Origin of the sequence: Nocardioides alcanivorans (assembly GCF_021555175.1) — a bacterium.
Taxonomy (GTDB): domain Bacteria; phylum Actinomycetota; class Actinomycetes; order Propionibacteriales; family Nocardioidaceae; genus Nocardioides; species Nocardioides alcanivorans.
In genome coordinates, this window is the sequence record NZ_JAKGRW010000005.1 from 1 (window position 1) to 15,801 (window position 15,801).

Sequence of the window (15,801 nt, forward strand, 5' to 3'; positions counted from 1 at the left end):
CCGAGACGGTGGTCTGCGCGGTCGCGTCGCCGGCGGTCACCAGGGTCAGCGTGCGGACGCCCGTGCCCGCCTTGGCCGTCACGGTGGCGCTGCCGGAGCCGGTCACCACGACTGCTGCCTTGCCGCCGGTGAGGCAGGCACGCTCGCCAGCCGCGAGACCGGTGACGGTCACCTTGGTGGCGGAACCCGCCTGGATGAAGCCCGCCTTGCCCTTCACCGCGAGGTCACCCACGGCGGCCGGAGTGAGTGTCAGCACCGGAAGTGCCTGAGCAGCGGCGCGGACGAAGACGCCCCTTTCCAGATCGCCGATTCCGTCCTTCGCAGCAGCGGCTGCATCGGCGTCGTTGTAGGCGATCGCGCCGGCATCTGCACCGATACCGGCTTCACATGTCGTGAGGCCGGTCAGCTGGTGAGCGCGCACCCACGCGGCAGCATCCGTCGCAGCCTCGGTCTCGCCGAGCGCAGCCAGCGCCGAGCCGGCCAGCCCGGTCGAGTTCGAGTTGGACTCCTCGGTGCTGGTGCCGCCGCCGAAGGAGCCGTCTGCCTTCTGGATGTCGAGCAGGTAGTCGGTGCCATCGGCGAGGGCGGCCTCGACCTCGGCGTCCGGGGTCTCGATCGAGCTCAGGGCCACCAGCGCGTTGGAGGTTGCGTCGGGGTCGGCATCGGCATCGTCGGTGCACCCGGCGTCTGCACCGTTGAAGTTGAGCCGGAACCCACCGTTGTCGCACTGCTGGAGCACGAGGAACTCGGTCACCGCGTCGGCCACGGCGGCAGACGCGTCATCACCGGCGCCCTGGAGGCCACGCACCGCGAAGCTCTGCCCGATCACGTTTGCGTAGTCGCCGAAGAAGCTGTCGTCCTCGATGCGACCGCTCGGGGTGACGAGCTCCTCCAGCCGATCCACCAGATCGACTCCACCGAAGCTCGTGGGATCGCCACCGAGCTCGACAGCAGCAGTCAGTGTCTTGGCCGTCGCGCCGGAGTAGTAACCGACCTGCTGGAAGTCGTAGGGCTCCTGCCAGTCGTACTCATCCCCCTGGATGTACTTTCCGGCTTCCACCTCACCGGCCACCGCGTCGAGGATCTCGGTGACGGTGTCGCCCTGTCCGCCGACAGCATTGAGCGCGAAGGCAACGTCGAGGGACAACCCCTGGTCGACGCCTTCGAAGACCTCGCCGTCGTACTCGTTCTTGACGTTGATCAAGCCGTCCACGGGCTGCGTAGCGAGCCACGTGGCACCGGTCGCAGCCGGCTGGGGATCAGGCTCGGCCTGCGCTGCTCCCATGGGGAGCGCAACAGTGAGCCCGGCGGCAAGCACACCAGCTCCGGCCAGGCCGATGGCCCGACGTACATGCATCGTCTTCATGATTTCCTTCCCGCTGTGACGAACGGGAAGGGCCTCGGGGCTCCCACCCGCTGCATTCCGCGACAGCGCTGATAAAGGTGCATCGCTGGCAGGTGCTCCGGCTCGTCCCCCGCCCGAACGGGAGAATCACGGCTGCGGGTCAGCGCCGGAGTCGCACCGGCTTCCCCCACCACACGACGTGGTTTCAAGTTGTACGTCGACCGTGGGCACGGCGACGCTTCACGGTACACCGGAGGACCGGCGCGCCTCGAAATGACCAGCACCCGGTCCCGCAGTCGCGGACCGGGTGCTGGCGGGATCGTGCAGTGACTCAGGTGAGCTTCTCGAGCACCAGTTCGCGCACCCGACCGGCGTCAGCCTGTCCGCGCATCTCCTTCATCACCGCGCCGATGAGGGCACCGGCTGCAGCCACCTTGCCGTCACGGATCTTGTCGGCGATGTCGGGGTTCTCGGCGATGGCCTTGTCGACGGCCGCCGAGAGTGCACCCTCGTCGGAGACGATCTCGAGTCCACGGGCCGCGACGATCTCCTCGGGCGTGCCTTCACCTGCGAGCAGGCCGTCGAAGACCTGCCGGGCCAGCTTGTCGTTGATCGTGCCGCCGTCGACGAGCTTCTGCACCTGGGCCACCTGCGCCGGGGTGACGCCGAGCTCGGCGACCTCGACACCCGTCTCGTTGGCACGGCGGGCCAACTCGGTGAGCCACCACTTGCGGGCGGCCTGGGGAGCGATGCCCTCCGCGATGGTCTGCTCGACCAGGTCGAATGCTCCAGCGCCCACCGTGTCGCGCATCTCCATGTCGGAGAAGCCCCACTCGGCCTGCAGCCGCGCCCGGCGCAGCCACGGGAACTCAGGGAGGGTGGCCCGCAACTCCTCGACCCATGCGCGCGTCGGGGCCACCGGCACCAGGTCGGGCTCGGGGAAGTACCGATAGTCGTCGGCGTCGGACTTGGGGCGACCGCTGGTGGTGACAGAGGTGTCCTCGTGCCAGTGCCTGGTCTCCTGGAGGATCTTCTCGCCGCCGCCCAGCACCAGGGCGTGGCGGCGCATCTCATAGCCCACGGCCCGCTCGACTGAACGCAGCGAGTTCACGTTCTTGGTCTCGGTACGGGTACCGAGCGTGCCCGAACCCTTCGGCGAGAGCGACAGGTTGACGTCGGCGCGGATCGAGCCCTGGTCCATCCGGGCGTCCGAGACACCGAGCGCGACGATCAGCTCACGGACCGCCGCCACGTAGGCCTTGGCCACCTCCGGTGCCTTGGCGCCCGCCCCGAGGATCGGCTTGGTGACGATCTCGATCAGGGGGATGCCGGCTCGGTTGTAGTCGATCAGGGAGTAGTCGGCGCCCTGGATCCGGCCGGTTGAGCCCCCAACGTGGGTGGCCTTGCCGGTGTCCTCCTCCATGTGCGCTCGCTCGATCTCGACGCGGAAGGTCTCGCCGTCCACGTCCACGTCGAGGTAGCCCTCGAACGCGATCGGCTCGTCGTACTGCGAGGTCTGGAAGTTCTTCGGCATGTCGGGGTAGAAGTAGTTCTTCCGGGCGAAACGGCACCACTCCGCGATCTCGCAGTTGAGCGCCAGGCCGATCCGGATCGCCGCTTCGATGGCCCGGCCATTGACCACCGGCATCGCTCCGGGCAGGCCCAGGCAGACCGGGCACACCTGGGTGTTCGGCTCGCCGCCGAACTCGGTCGGACAGCCACAGAACATCTTGGAGTTCGTGTTCAGCTCGACGTGGATCTCCAGACCCATCGCCGGGTCGTAGCTCTCGAGAACCGCCTCGAAGGACGGCAGGGTCGCGTTGCTCATCGGGCCACCTCCACGGTGCCGGCGGCCTCGAGCCGCGCGTCGAGATCGTCGAGACCGAGGAACGGGCCTCCACGTTGTTGGGCACCCAGCGCCTCGACGGCCGCGCCCACCCGGTAGAGCCGGTCGTCGGCCATCGCGGGTGCCAGGATCTGGAAGCCGACGGGGAGGCCGTCCTCCTCGGCCACGCCGACGGGCACCGAGATGCCCGGGACGCCCGCCAGGTTGGCAGGGATGGTGGCCAGATCGCCCTGGTACATCGCCAACGGGTCGTCGAGCTTCTCGCCCAGGGCCCACGCGGTGGTCGGAGCAGTCGGCGACACGAGCACGTCGACCTGTTCGAAGGCGGCGTCGAAGTCGCGCTGGATCAGCGTGCGAACCTTCTGTGCCTGACCGTAGTAGGCGTCGTAGTAGCCGCTCGACAGGGCGTAGGTCCCGAGGATGATGCGGCGCTTGACCTCGTCACCGAAACCGGCGTCGCGGCTGGCCCGCATGACCTCCTCGGCGCTCGGCGCCTCGACGCCCTCGGGCAGCACCCGCAGGCCGAATCGCATCGCGTCGAACTTGGCGAGGTTGGAGGACGCCTCGCTCGGCATGATCAGGTAGTAGGCGCCCAGCGCGTGCACGAAGTTGGGGCACGACACCTCGATGACCTCGGCTCCCGCCGAGACGAGCTGGTCGACGGTCTCGCGGAACCTCGCCTCGACACCGGCCTGGTAGCCCTCGCCGGAGAGCTCCTTGATGACGCCGACGCGCAGCCCCTTCATGTCACCGGCCGCGCCCTGACGGGCAGCGGCGACGACATCGGGCACCGGTGCGTCGATGCTCGTGGAGTCGAGTGGGTCGTGACCGGCGACCAGCTCGTGCAGCAGCGCTGCGTCGAGCACCGTACGGGTCACGGGGCCGACCTGGTCGAGTGAGTTGGCCATGGCCACGAGGCCGTAGCGCGAGAACGCACCGTATGTGGGCTTCACGCCGACGGTGCCGGTCACCGCTCCGGGCTGCCGGATCGAGCCGCCCGTGTCGGTGCCGAGCGCAAGCGGAGCCTCGAACGCTGCAACGGCAGCGGCCGAGCCGCCGCCGGAGCCGCCGGGGATCCGGTCGAGGTTCCACGGATTGCGCGTCGGACCGTAGGCCGAGTGCTCGCTGGAGGACCCCATCGCGAACTCGTCCATGTTGGTCTTGCCCAGGATCGGCAGGCCCGCCGCCTTGAGCTTCGTGACCACCGTGGCGTCGTACGGCGGGATCCAGCCGTCGAGGATCCTGGAGCCGCAGGTGGTGGGTTGGCCCACCGTGGTGAGCACGTCCTTCACCGCGATCGGGACGCCGTCGAGCGCGCTCAGCGGCTTGCCCTCGGCGCGGCGCGCGTCGGAGGCGGCCGCCTCGGCCAGCGCTCCGTCGGAGTCGACGTGCAGGAAGGCGTGCACGCCGGACTCGGCGGTGCCGTCAACGGCAGCGATCCGGTCGAGGTGAGCCCGGGTCAGCTCGACGGAGGTCACCTCGCCAGCAGCGAGCGCGTCGGCCAGTTCGGCCGCGGTCCTGGTCAGCCACTCGCTCACTGCTCGTCCCCCAGGATCCGCGGCACGCTGAACCGCTGGTTCTCGCTCTCCGGTGCCATCGCCAACGCCTGCTCCGCCGTCAGGCCGGGCGTGACGACGTCTTCACGGAAGACGTTGGTCAGCGGCAGCGGGTGGGAGGTGGCGGGCACGTCGTCACCCGCGACCGCGCCGATCGAGCGCACGGAGTCGAGGATGAGCGACAGTTGCGGGGCAAGGTGGTCGAGTTCGGCATCGGAGAGTTCGATCCGCGCGAGGTTGGCCAAGTGGGCCACCTCGTCGCGGGTGATCTCTGCCGACGCGCCGATCGCAGAGTTCTCGGGCATGGTCCGAATCCTAGTTGGGACCACCGCCAACCGACCGCGCGGCCACCTCCCGGGGACGGAGTCGGCACGACCTGAGGTCAGCGTCGGTGACCGACCAGCCGATCACGCCAAGGCATCGGGCCCACCGGCGAGCAGCGCCTCGAACCCGGCCTCGTCGAGGATGGTGAGCCCGAGCTCCTCCGCCTTTGCGGCCTTGGACCCGGCGCTCTCCCCCACCACGACGAAGTCCGTCTTCTTCGAGACCGATCCCGAGGCCTTGCCGCCACGGGCGATGATCGCCTCCTTGACCGAGTCACGGGTGTAGTTGACCAGTGAGCCGGTCACCACGACGGTGAGCCCCTCGAGGGTGCGCGGGACCTCCTCGTCGCGCTCGTCCTCCATGCGTACGCCGGCCGCGGCCCACTTGTCGATGATCGCTCGGTGCCAACTGGCGCCAGCCTCCTCGTCGTCGAACCAACGACGGACCGAGGCGGCGATCGTCGGCCCCACTCCTTCGACGTCGGCCAGGGCGGCCTCGTCGGCATCGGCGATCGCGGTCATCGAGCCGAAGGCCGTGGCAAGTGCTCGGGCAGCGGTCGGACCGACGTGGCGGATCGACAGCGCGACCACCACCCTCCACAGCGGCACGTCCTTGCGCTCCTGGAGGTTGCCCAGCAGCTTCTCACCGTTGGCGGTCAGCTGCAGGCCCTCCTCCCCTTCTTGGGGGCACGGGTGAACAACGACGTGCGCAACAACTTGTCGATGTCGAGGTCGAAGAGATCCCCCTCGTCGACCAGCACGTCGGGACCGGCGTCCAGCAGGGCCGCGGCCGCCTCCGAGCCCAAGCCCTCGATGTCGAAGGCGCCGCGGCCGGCCACGTGGAAGACCCGCTCCAGCAGCTGGGCCGGGCACGAGCGGTGGTTGGGGCACCGTCGGTCCTTGTCGCCCTCCTTCTGCTCCACCAGCTCGGTGCCGCAGGCGGGGCACGTGGTTGGCGGCACCCACTCCTCGAGGCCATCGGGGCGCAGTGCGGGCACCGCCCCGAGGATCTCCGGGATGACGTCGCCCGCCTTGCGCAGGATCACCGTGTCACCTGGACGCACGTCCTTGCGCTTCACCTCGTAGAAGTTGTGCAGGGTGGCCCGCTCCACCGTCGAGCCGGCCACCTTCGTGGGCTCCATCACCCCGAACGGCGTCACCCGCCCGGTGCGTCCGGTGTTGACCTCGATCGCCAGCAGCTTGGCGTTGACCTCCTCGGGCGGATACTTCCAGGCGATGGCCCAGCGCGGCGCGCGACTGGTGGAGCCGAGCCGGCGCTGGTCGGCGACCGAATCGACCTTGATCACGACACCGTCGATCTCGTGCTCGACCGAGCGTCGGTGCTCGCCGTTGTAGGCGATGAACTCACGCACTGCGGTCAGGTCGGGCAACACCTTGACCCGGTCGGAGGTGGGCAGGCCCCAGGCACGGAGTGCGTCGTAGGCCGTGGACTGCGACGACGGCTCGAAGCCTCGACGCGCGCCGATGCCGTGGCAGACCATGCCGAGAGCCCGGGTGGCGGTGACCTTGGGGTTCTTCTGGCGCAACGAGCCGGCGGCGGCGTTGCGGGGGTTGGCGAACGCCGGCTTGCCGGCGTCACGCATCGATTCGTTGAGGCGCTCGAAGGCCTCCACCGGCAAGAACACCTCACCGCGCACCTCGACCAGCTCCGGCACCGGGAACTCCTCGGTGCCGGTGAGCCGGTGCGGGATGCTCGCGATGGTGCGCACGTTGGGAGTGACGTCTTCGCCCGTGGTGCCGTCACCGCGGGTGAGGGCTCTCACCAGGCGACCGCCCTCGTAGAGCAGGTTGATCGCCAACCCGTCGACCTTCAGCTCGCACAGCAGCGGTGGTGCCTCGACACCGTCGCGTCCCAAGCGGGCGTACCAGACGTCCAGCTCCTCGTCGGAGAAGGCATTGTCGAGGCTCTCCATGCGCTGGAGGTGGTCGACCGGGGTGAAGTCGGTGGAGACCCCGCCCCCGACCTTCTGCGTGGGCGAGTCGGGCGTGCGGAGCTCCGGGAACTCCTCCTCCAGCGACTCCAGCTCGCGCATCCGCACGTCGAAGTCGGCATCGGAGAGGGTCGGGTCGTCGAGCACGTAGTAGCGCCAGCGGGCCTCTTCCACCTCCTCAACCAGGAGGTGGTGACGGTCCTTGGCCTCAGGAGTGGCGGGAACGACCTCGTTGCTCATGGGGTCAATCTTGCCGTGCCGCCCCGACAGGCCCCCGGGCCCCTCGGGCCGCACCGCGGCCGGAGCCCCTGCGGGCCCGTGCGTCACTCGATCACCAGGAGGAGGTCGCCTCCCTCGACGCCCTGCGGCCCCGCGACCGGGACCCGCTGCACCACTCCGGCAACCGGTGCGGTGATCTGGGCCTCCATCTTCATCGCCTCGATCGTCGCGACAACGTCATGCGCCTCCACGTGGGAACCTTCCGAAACAAGGACGGTGACGACGCCGGCGTACGGCGCAGCCACCTGTCCGGGCCGGGAGGTGTCGGCGCGTTCCCGGGCCGGCGTCTCCGACGCGATGGAGCGGTCTCGCACGGTGATCGGTCGCAGCTGTCCGTTGATGGTGCACATCACGGTCCGGAAGCCGCGTTCGTCGGCCTCGCTGATGGACTCCAAGGTGATCAGGAGTGTCTTGCCGGCTTCGAGCTCGACCACGTGCTCGTGCCCGGGACGCAGTCCGTAGAGGTACTCCAACGTGGGCAGCAGTGTCAGCGCACCGTACTGCTCCACGCTCTCCCGGTAGGTCGCAGACGGACCGGGGAAGAGCAGCCGGTCCAGCGTGCCACGGGGCGACGCGGCGAGGTCGGCCTCATCAACCGCCGACAGCGTCACGGCTGCCCGACGTGGTTCACGTCCGGCGAGCGCCCGGGTCCGGAACGGCTCCGGCCAGCCACCGGGCGGGGTCCCCAGCTCCCCGGCGAGGAAGCCGACGACCGAGTCGGGGATGTCGTGCTTCTCCGGCTCCCGGGCGAAGTCCGACGGGTCGACGCCGCTGCCCACCAGGTGCAGGGCGAGATCGCCCACGACCTTGGAGGTCGGCGTCACCTTGATGATGTTTCCGAGGATCTGGTTGGCGGCTGCGTACGTCGTCTCGACCTCCTCGAACCTCTCGCCCAGTCCGAGCGCGATCGCCTGCTGCCGGAGATTGGAGAGTTGCCCGCCCGGGATCTCGTGGGTGTAGACCCGCCCGGTCGGAGCCGGGAGTCCCGACTCGAACGGCGCGTACGTTCGGCGCATCGCCTCCCAGTAGGGCTCGAGCGCGCAGACCGCGTCCAGATCGAGTCCCGTCTCCCGGGCAGCGTGGTCCGTCCCGGCCACCAGTCCCGACAACGAGGGCTGCGAGGTGTTGCCGGCCATCGGCGCGCTCGCTGCGTCGACGGCGTCGACACCGGCGACGATGGCTGCCAGCAGGGTTCCCGACTGGCCCCCGGCCGTGTCATGGGTGTGCAGGTGCACGGGGAGCTCGAACTCCTCCCGCAGCGCCAGCACCAGCCGCCGTGCCGCGGGGCCACGGAGCAACCCCGCCATGTCCTTGATCGCCAGCACGTGCGCGCCGGCAGCAACGATCCGCTCCGCCAGCCGAAGGTAGTAGTCGAGGGTGTATGTCTCCTCCGCCGGATCGTTGAGGTCGCCGGTGTAGCACAGCGCCACCTCGGCCACGGCGGTTCCGGTCCGGAGCACCGCGTCGATCGCGGGACGCATCTGCTCCACGTCGTTGAGCGCGTCGAAGATCCGGAAGACATCGATGCCCGAGCGGGTCGCCTCGGCGACGAAGGCGTCGGTCACGGCCACGGGGTAGGGCGTGTACCCGACCGTGTTGCGACCACGGAGCAGCATCTGCAGGCAGACGTTCGGAATCGCCTCACGGAGACCCTCGAGTCGCTGCCACGGATCCTCGGCCAGGAAGCGGAGTGCCACGTCGTGCGTGGCACCTCCCCAGGCCTCCACGCTGAGCAGCTGAGGAGTGAGCCGAGCGACATGGCCAGCCACGTCGAGCAGGTCGCGGCTACGGACCCGCGTGGCAAGGAGTGACTGGTGAGCGTCGCGGAAGGTGGTGTCGGTGACCCCGACCGTGTCCTGTTCCCTCAGGTGCCGCGCGAACCCTTCGGGACCGAGGCGGCCGAGCAGCTGCCGCGAACCCTCCGGTGGCGTCGACGTCAGGTCGACGGGAGGCAACTTGGCCGCCGCCGGCACCGTCACCGGAGCGACGCCGTACGGCTGGTTCACGGTCACGTCCGCCAGCCACGCGAGCAACTTGGTTGCTCGGTCCGCGCTGGAGCGTGCCGTGAGCAGGTGCGGGTGGTCCTCGATGAAGGAGGTGGTCAGTCGGCCGGCGACGAAGTCCGGCTCGTCCAGCACCGCCTGGAGGAACGAGATGTTGGTGGCCACGCCACGGATCCGGAACTCGGCGATGGCACGGCGGGCCCGGGTCACCGCCGTGTGGAAGTCGCGCCCCCGGCAGGTCAGCTTCGTGAGCATCGAGTCGAAGTGGGCACTCACGTCGGCGCCGGTGTAGGCGGTGCCGCCGTCGAGCCGGACCCCGGATCCACCGGGCGAACGGTAGGCGGTGATGCGCCCCGTGTCGGGCCGGAACCCGTTGGCGGGATCCTCCGTGGTGATCCGGCACTGAAGGGCAGCGCCACGCACCAGGATCCGCTCCTGGGCAAGCCCGAGATCGGCCAGTGTCGCCCCGGCCGCGATCCGTAGTTGCGCCCGGACCAGGTCCACGTCGGTGACCTCCTCGGTCACCGTGTGCTCGACCTGGATCCGTGGGTTCATCTCGATGAACGCATAGGAACCGTCCGGTCCGAGGAGGAACTCGACGGTTCCTGCGTTGACGTAGCCGATGGCGCGGGCGAAGGTGACCGCGTCGGCGCACATCCGGTCACGGAGCTCGGGGTCCAGCCCGGGAGCTGGCGCGATCTCGACGACCTTCTGGTGACGCCGTTGGACCGAGCAGTCGCGTTCGAAGAGATGGATCACCTCACCGTCGGCGTCCGCCAAGACCTGGACCTCGATGTGCCGGGGGTCCGCCATTGCCTGCTCGACGAAGACCGTGGGGTCACCGAACGCCGCCTCGGCTTCCCGCATGCAGGTGGCGATCGCGTCGGCGAGTGCTGCGGGCTCATCCACCCGTCGCATGCCCCGGCCACCACCGCCTGCGACCGCCTTGACGAAGACCGGGAACGGCAACGCGGCGGCGGCGCGGAACAGCTGTTCCGGGTCGGCAGACGGCGGCACGCTCGCCAGCACCGGGATGCCGGCACTCCGCGCAGCCTCGACCGCCCGTGCCTTGTTTCCGGTGAGGGCAAGGACCTCTGCGTCGGGCCCGACGAAGGTGATTCCCTCCTTCGCACAGGCCGCGGCGAGATCCGGGTTCTCGGACGCGAACCCGTAGCCGGGGTAGACGGCGTCCGCGCCGGCCCGCAGTGCGGCTTGGACCACCAGTTCAGGATCCAGGTATGCCCGCACCGGGTGCCCGGGCTCACCGATCTGGTAGGCCTCGTCAGCCTTCAGCCGGTGCTCGCTGTTGCGGTCCTCCCACGGGAAGACGGCCACCGTGCGCACGCCGAGCTCACACGCCGCCCGGAAGGCTCGTACGGCGATCTCACCGCGGTTGGCGACCAGGACCTTGTGGAACATCGGCGCATCTCCTCGGACGTGTCGTGGGCCTGCGGTCACGCAGGATCTGTGGGAGGGGTCAGTGGCCCCTCGAGCTTCGCCAGCAGGTCGGCGCGCGGCGGCGTGAAGAAGTCGATGTTGATGCAGGGGCCCTGGGTCGGCTCCACGTAGTGCTCCGCTCCCCTGGGCACCAGGAGGAAGGAACCCGGCCCCATCTCGTTGGGCGTCCCATCGACGTAGTAGTTGCACCGGCCCTGCGCGATGAAGACCAACTGGTCGAAGTCCTCATGGCGGTGCGGGTTCAAGGTCATCCCGACCTCCAGCTCGTGGTGGGCGATCATCACCTCGTCGGTGGAGAAGATCCGCCGTCGTACCCCTGGCCGCACCTCCCGCTGGGGGATGTCGTCCCAGTTGACGACCTTGCCGAACAGGTGGGGGTTGAGCGTGCTCATGGCTCCTCCAAGTGGTGGTTGGTCAATCGATGTGTGGCGCAGTGAGCTCGTGCAGCGCGGTGGCCAACAGCTGGAGGTCGGAACCGATCACGACATATCCCGCGCCGTCCAGCGCCGCGGCGTCCGCACTGCTCGCGGCCCAGCCGCCGAAGTTGACTCCGGCGCGCTCGGCAGCGCGACGGATCTCCCCCACCGCGCGGTCGAGCTGCTCTCGATCCGGAAGTCCCAGGTGGACCGCCAGGTCCGTGACCCCCACGAACGCGACGTCGAGGCCGGTCAGGACCTTGCTCAGGTCGCCCTCGACATCGGACTCGATCTGTCCCACCAGCACCGGAGGAGACTCCTGTTCCCGCTCCAGGTAGTCCGCGAGCGCGGTCCGGCCGAACCCCGCAGCCCGGTTGGCGAGGCTGACCGACCGTTCGCCGCGCGGCGCGTGATGACAGGCATTCTGCAAGGTCCTGGCCTCTTCGTGGGAGCGCAGCGAGGACAGTTGGATGCCCGCCGCGCCGTTCTCCAGCAGCCGCGCGACCAGACCGTGGTCCACCGAGGGCAGCCGGACCAGTGCCGGGAACCCGACACCATCGGCATGACGGACCAGTCCGATGGCATCGTGCTCCCCCAACGTGGAGTGCTCGAGATCGACGACGACGAAGTCCAGCCCAGTCGCAGCGGCAACCTCGATGACGTCCGCCGAAGGCAGCTTCACGAAGGTGCCGCGCAGCTGCTCTCCCGCCGCCAACCCCGCGCGCAGCCTCGCGCGTGCCTGGTGCACGGAGGTCACGCCGAAGCTGCCCCGCGCCACGGGGTGGTCTCGACGAACGCGCCACGGTGCAGGACCGTGGTCGGCTCCAGTCGCGGAGCGGTGATCTGGTTCCCGGAGGCATCGGGGAGCACGACCTCGGCGGTCTCGGTCAGCACCGTCACGTGTGCCGGCCCGCCCACCACCAAGCGGCCATAGCCTTCGCCCGCGAGTCCGAGGAGCTCGGCCGGGACCACGGTCGCCCGTCGGATGCACTCCTCCAACGGGGCTCCGAGAGCGAGCAGCTTGGAAATGCTGGTGGTCAGGTCGAAGACGGGGCCGTGCCAGTTCCGTGCACTGGTGTCGGAGCTCAGGAGGTCAGGCAGGAAGCCGTCCGCGATGGCGCGTCGTGCCACCTCGAAACTCAGGTTGCTGCGACCGTGCGCGGAGTCGAAGAGAACACCGCGTTCCCGTGCCTCCATCACCTCGGGCAGCACCCGATCACCATCCAGGATGCCGTGCGGCTTGCCGGTGTAGCAGTGGGCGACGATGTCACCGGGACGCAGGTACTCGAGCACCGCCGGCAACGGCTCCTCGGTCTCACCGATGTGCATCATCAGCGGCAGCCCTGCTTGCTCGGCAAGGTCGATCGACTTCTTGAGCAACGTCCTCCACCGCGGACCGACGACGTCCTCGGAGAGCCGAATCTTGAAGCCACGCACGACGTCCGGGTTGGCCTCCGCCGTGGCGAGCGCGTCCTCGACGTTCAGGGTGTCGGGGTTGAGCAACTCCCCGAACCGGAAATCGATCAGGCCGAGGACCGACACGTTGAGGAAGTTCACCACCCGCATCTGGTTGCCCTCGACGGTCAGCTTGCGGAAGGCGTCGAAGGTGGATGCTCCCGCCGTGCCCGCGTCCGCGACTGCGACGACGCCGCGACGCAGATGGGCCTCGTCGGCCGGGGCACCGACCTTCGAGACGTGCTGGAAGATGTGGCTGTGTCCCTCGACCAGGCCCGGAACGACCAAGGATCCGGCACAGTCGACGACGGTGGCGCCGTGGCTGGCCAGGTCGGGCCCGATCGCTGCGATCTGCTCCCCGCTGACGGCGACGTCGCAGCGCTGGTTGAGACCCGAGGCCGGGTCGAGCACGGTGCCGGCGGCAAGCACGAGGTCGTACTGCGGATGGTTCGAGACGGTCATGTCGACTCCTTGGTCGGCCAAAGGTGAGGATGGGTACGCCGACGCCCGGACGTCGGCGGCGGATCAGGTGTGACCGTCGACCACTGTGGTGATCAGCGGCAGCAGTGGACCGATCTCGATGCGGATGCGGTCGCCGGGGACCAGGAAGCATCCGCGGTCCTGTCCGGTGCCCGCCGGCGTCCCGGTGAGGACGACGTCACCAGGACGCAGAGGGGTGTGTCGGGAGATGCGGGCGAGGAGCTCCGGCACCTGGAAGATGAAGCCGGCGCTCGTGTCGTCCTGCTGCAGCTCGTCGTTGACCCAGGACCGGACCGGGATGTCGTCACGTTGCGCGAACTCGTCGACGGTGCACACCGAGGGGCCGAGCGGCTTGAATCCTGGGAAGCTCTTCGCCAGCACAGGAGTTGCGGTCGCCCGCATCACGTCACGGGCCGTCATGTCGTTGGCCGATGTGATGCCGGCGATGCAGTCCCACACCTGACTCTCCGAGGCCCGGTAGAGCGGCCGGCCGATCACGAGCGCGATCTCGGCCTCGTAGTCCATCTCCTCGGTCACTCCTGCGGGCACCGCGACTCGAGCGCCGGGGGCCGCAACGGAAGTCGGTGCCGCCAGGAAGAGGATCGGGTCCGTCGGCAGGTCCCGGCCGGCACGAGCCGCCTTGGAGCGGTAGTTGAGGCCCACCCCCAGAGCGCGCCCGGAGTGCCCAGCGGCGCAACCATCTCGGCGCCGGCGAGCGGGACTCGCGAACGCACCGAGGCAGTGGCCAGCGGGGCGAAGGAACCGGCGTCCGCCAACACCGCACCGAGGTGTGGGAACGGCGTGTCCAGCAACGCGACCTCGTCGGATTCGAGGCGGCCGATACCGGCGTCAGTCGTCACCAGGTGCATGTGACGTATCTTCTAATGCGAGATGATGTCTTGTCAACTGAAACGCTTGGCCGTGTTCAAAGGGGCCCAAACAACGTCCGTCATGCCACCTCTTCACGTCACGATCAGGCTTCTGACCTGCGCAAATGAAAGACGCGGCAACACCGTTTCGGTGTTGCCGCGTCCGTCGTTCACCGCGCGCCAACCATGGGCGCCGGGCCGTCCCAATGATCAGAGATCAAGCACGATCCGGTCCGTGGCGGACCTGCTGACGCAGATCATCATCGAGGTGCCGCGGGCGCGCTCCTCCTCCGTCAGGACCTCGTCGCGATGCTCGGGCCTGCCAGCCAGGACCCGCGTCTCGCAGGAACCACAGAAGCCCTTCTCGCAGTCATAGTTGAGACCGGGAAGCTCCTCACGCACCACTTCGATCAGGCGCTTGTCGACAGGTACGTCGAGCACCTTGCGCGTTCGGGCGAGCTCCACCTTGAACGGACGGTTGTCGTCCGTCGAGGCCAATCGCGCCTCCATCTCGTCGCTCGCCGCAAAGCGTTCGACGTGCAACTGCGACCGGCGCCCCAGTTGGTCGCACACCTCCTGCACGGCATTGATCATCGCGCTGGGACCACAACAGTAGATCGCGGTCCCCGGCCCCGCTCGACCGATGATCGCCTCGAGGTCGGGCACCCCTCGCTCGTCCTGGGGAACCAGGTCCACCTCCACGCCGGGCAGGTCGCCGAAGCGGTCGGCAAAGGCCATCGAGCCCCGCGAGCGGCCGCCGTACACGACGATGCTCTGCTTGCCGCGCCCCGATGCCGCGCGCGCCATGGCCAACAGCGGCGTCACGCCGATGCCACCGGCCAGGAAGAGATAGTCCTCGGCATCGACGAGCGGGAAGTGGTTGCGCGGGCCGCGGACGGTCAGTCGGGTCCCGGGCGCGGCGATCTCGTGCATTTCGACCGACCCACCCCGACCGGCCTGCTCCCGCAGCACGGCGACCTCGTAGACCCCGCGATCCCCCGGTACGCCACACAGCGAGTACTGGCGCAGCCGCCCCGACGGCAGGCGGAACTCCAGGTGCGCGCCAGGCGACCATGCGGGCAGCACCGAGCCGTCGGCCGCTGCCACCGCGACGCTGATCACGTCGTCGGCCTGGTCGCACACCTCTTCGACCACCACCTCGAAGGTGTCCGCAACGTGCTCGGAGGCAGCGGTGAACTGCTGGACCTGGGTCCCGACGCGGGGGCCTGGCGTGAAGGTTGCCGGGATGACGTCCCAGCCCATGTGATTGCCGCGGGACGGGTACCCCACCAGTCCGCTGCGATCCACCCGGTAGTCGGGCAACCTGGTCAGCACCTGCTGGATCATCTCCTGGAACATGGCCCGAGCCAGGTGGGAGCCCGGGCACCGGTGCGTCCCGATCCCGAAGGTCAGGTGGCGACTCGCGTCGCGGTCCAGCTGGACCTGCTCCGGGCTGGGGAAGACCGCCGGGTCGTGATTGGCTGCGAACCACGGAACCAGCACGCGTTCGCCAGCACTGACCGGGCAACCGCCGATCTCGGTGTCGGCCGTGGCGGTGCGGGCCATTGCGGTGACGGACCCGTAGCGCCGGAGGAACTCGTCAGTGCCGTCGATCAGGAGGTCCGGCGCCTGGATCAGCTGCTCACGCATCTCCGGGTGCTCGTCCAGATGGACGAGCACGGACCCGGTGAGCGACGTGGTGGTGTCGACGCCGCCGGAGATGGCGATCCCGATGACGGACAGCAGCTCGGCGTCGGTGAACAGCGAGCCGTCCGCCTTGCGCTGCTGGAGCAGGAGCGAGATCGTGTCGTCCCCCGGC

Annotated in this window: 10 protein-coding genes, 1 pseudogene and 1 riboswitch; all 11 genes and pseudogenes read right to left on the minus strand. The window is 69.1% G+C overall.

Annotation, left to right across the window (positions count from 1 at the left end):
- On the minus strand, positions 1-1,366 hold a 1,366-nt coding region (locus tag L1066_RS02800; protein ID WP_235734882.1), incomplete at its 3' end, for a prenyltransferase/squalene oxidase repeat-containing protein.
- A gap of 70 nt (positions 1,367-1,436) precedes the next feature.
- Positions 1,437-1,594, minus strand: a riboswitch (cobalamin riboswitch).
- A gap of 82 nt (positions 1,595-1,676) precedes the next feature.
- A complete protein-coding gene (gene gatB, locus L1066_RS02805; protein ID WP_235734665.1) occupies positions 1,677-3,173 on the minus strand; it encodes an Asp-tRNA(Asn)/Glu-tRNA(Gln) amidotransferase subunit GatB in 1,497 nt (498 codons plus the stop codon).
- Positions 3,170-4,729, minus strand: a complete 1,560-nt coding sequence (gatA, locus tag L1066_RS02810) for an Asp-tRNA(Asn)/Glu-tRNA(Gln) amidotransferase subunit GatA (protein WP_235734664.1) — start codon at positions 4,727-4,729, stop codon at positions 3,170-3,172. The genes gatB and gatA overlap by 4 nt, the downstream gene beginning before the upstream one ends.
- On the minus strand, positions 4,726-5,052 hold the full coding sequence (gene gatC, locus L1066_RS02815) for an Asp-tRNA(Asn)/Glu-tRNA(Gln) amidotransferase subunit GatC (RefSeq protein WP_235734663.1): 327 nt from the start codon (positions 5,050-5,052) through the stop codon (positions 4,726-4,728). Before gatC ends, gatA begins: the two co-directional genes overlap by 4 nt.
- Positions 5,053-5,154: 102 nt before the next feature.
- Positions 5,155-7,262 (minus strand): annotated as a pseudogene (ligA, locus tag L1066_RS02820) (NAD-dependent DNA ligase LigA).
- Positions 7,263-7,345: 83 nt separating this feature from the next.
- Positions 7,346-10,723 carry a pyruvate carboxylase gene (locus L1066_RS02825; RefSeq protein WP_235734883.1) on the minus strand — a complete coding sequence of 1,126 codons (3,378 nt, stop codon included), beginning with the start codon at positions 10,721-10,723 and terminating at the stop codon, positions 7,346-7,348.
- Positions 10,724-10,758: 35 nt separating this feature from the next.
- Positions 10,759-11,154, minus strand: a complete 396-nt coding sequence (locus L1066_RS02830; RefSeq protein WP_235734661.1) for a cupin domain-containing protein — start codon at positions 11,152-11,154, stop codon at positions 10,759-10,761.
- Positions 11,155-11,176: 22 nt separating this feature from the next.
- The gene (locus L1066_RS02835) at positions 11,177-11,935 is read right to left on the minus strand and encodes an HpcH/HpaI aldolase family protein (RefSeq protein ID WP_235734660.1); all 759 of its coding nucleotides are present in this window, start codon (positions 11,933-11,935) and stop codon (positions 11,177-11,179) included.
- Positions 11,932-13,095: an amidohydrolase/deacetylase family metallohydrolase gene (locus L1066_RS02840; RefSeq protein ID WP_235734659.1), complete on the minus strand. Its 1,164-nt coding sequence runs from the start codon at positions 13,093-13,095 to the stop codon at positions 11,932-11,934. The genes L1066_RS02835 and L1066_RS02840 overlap by 4 nt, the downstream gene beginning before the upstream one ends.
- 63 nt (positions 13,096-13,158) lie before the next feature.
- The gene (locus tag L1066_RS02845; RefSeq protein ID WP_235734658.1) at positions 13,159-13,776 is read right to left on the minus strand and encodes a fumarylacetoacetate hydrolase family protein; all 618 of its coding nucleotides are present in this window, start codon (positions 13,774-13,776) and stop codon (positions 13,159-13,161) included.
- 416 nt (positions 13,777-14,192) lie between these two features.
- On the minus strand, positions 14,193-15,801 hold a 1,609-nt coding region (locus tag L1066_RS02850; RefSeq protein WP_235734884.1), incomplete at its 5' end, for a cytochrome P450/oxidoreductase.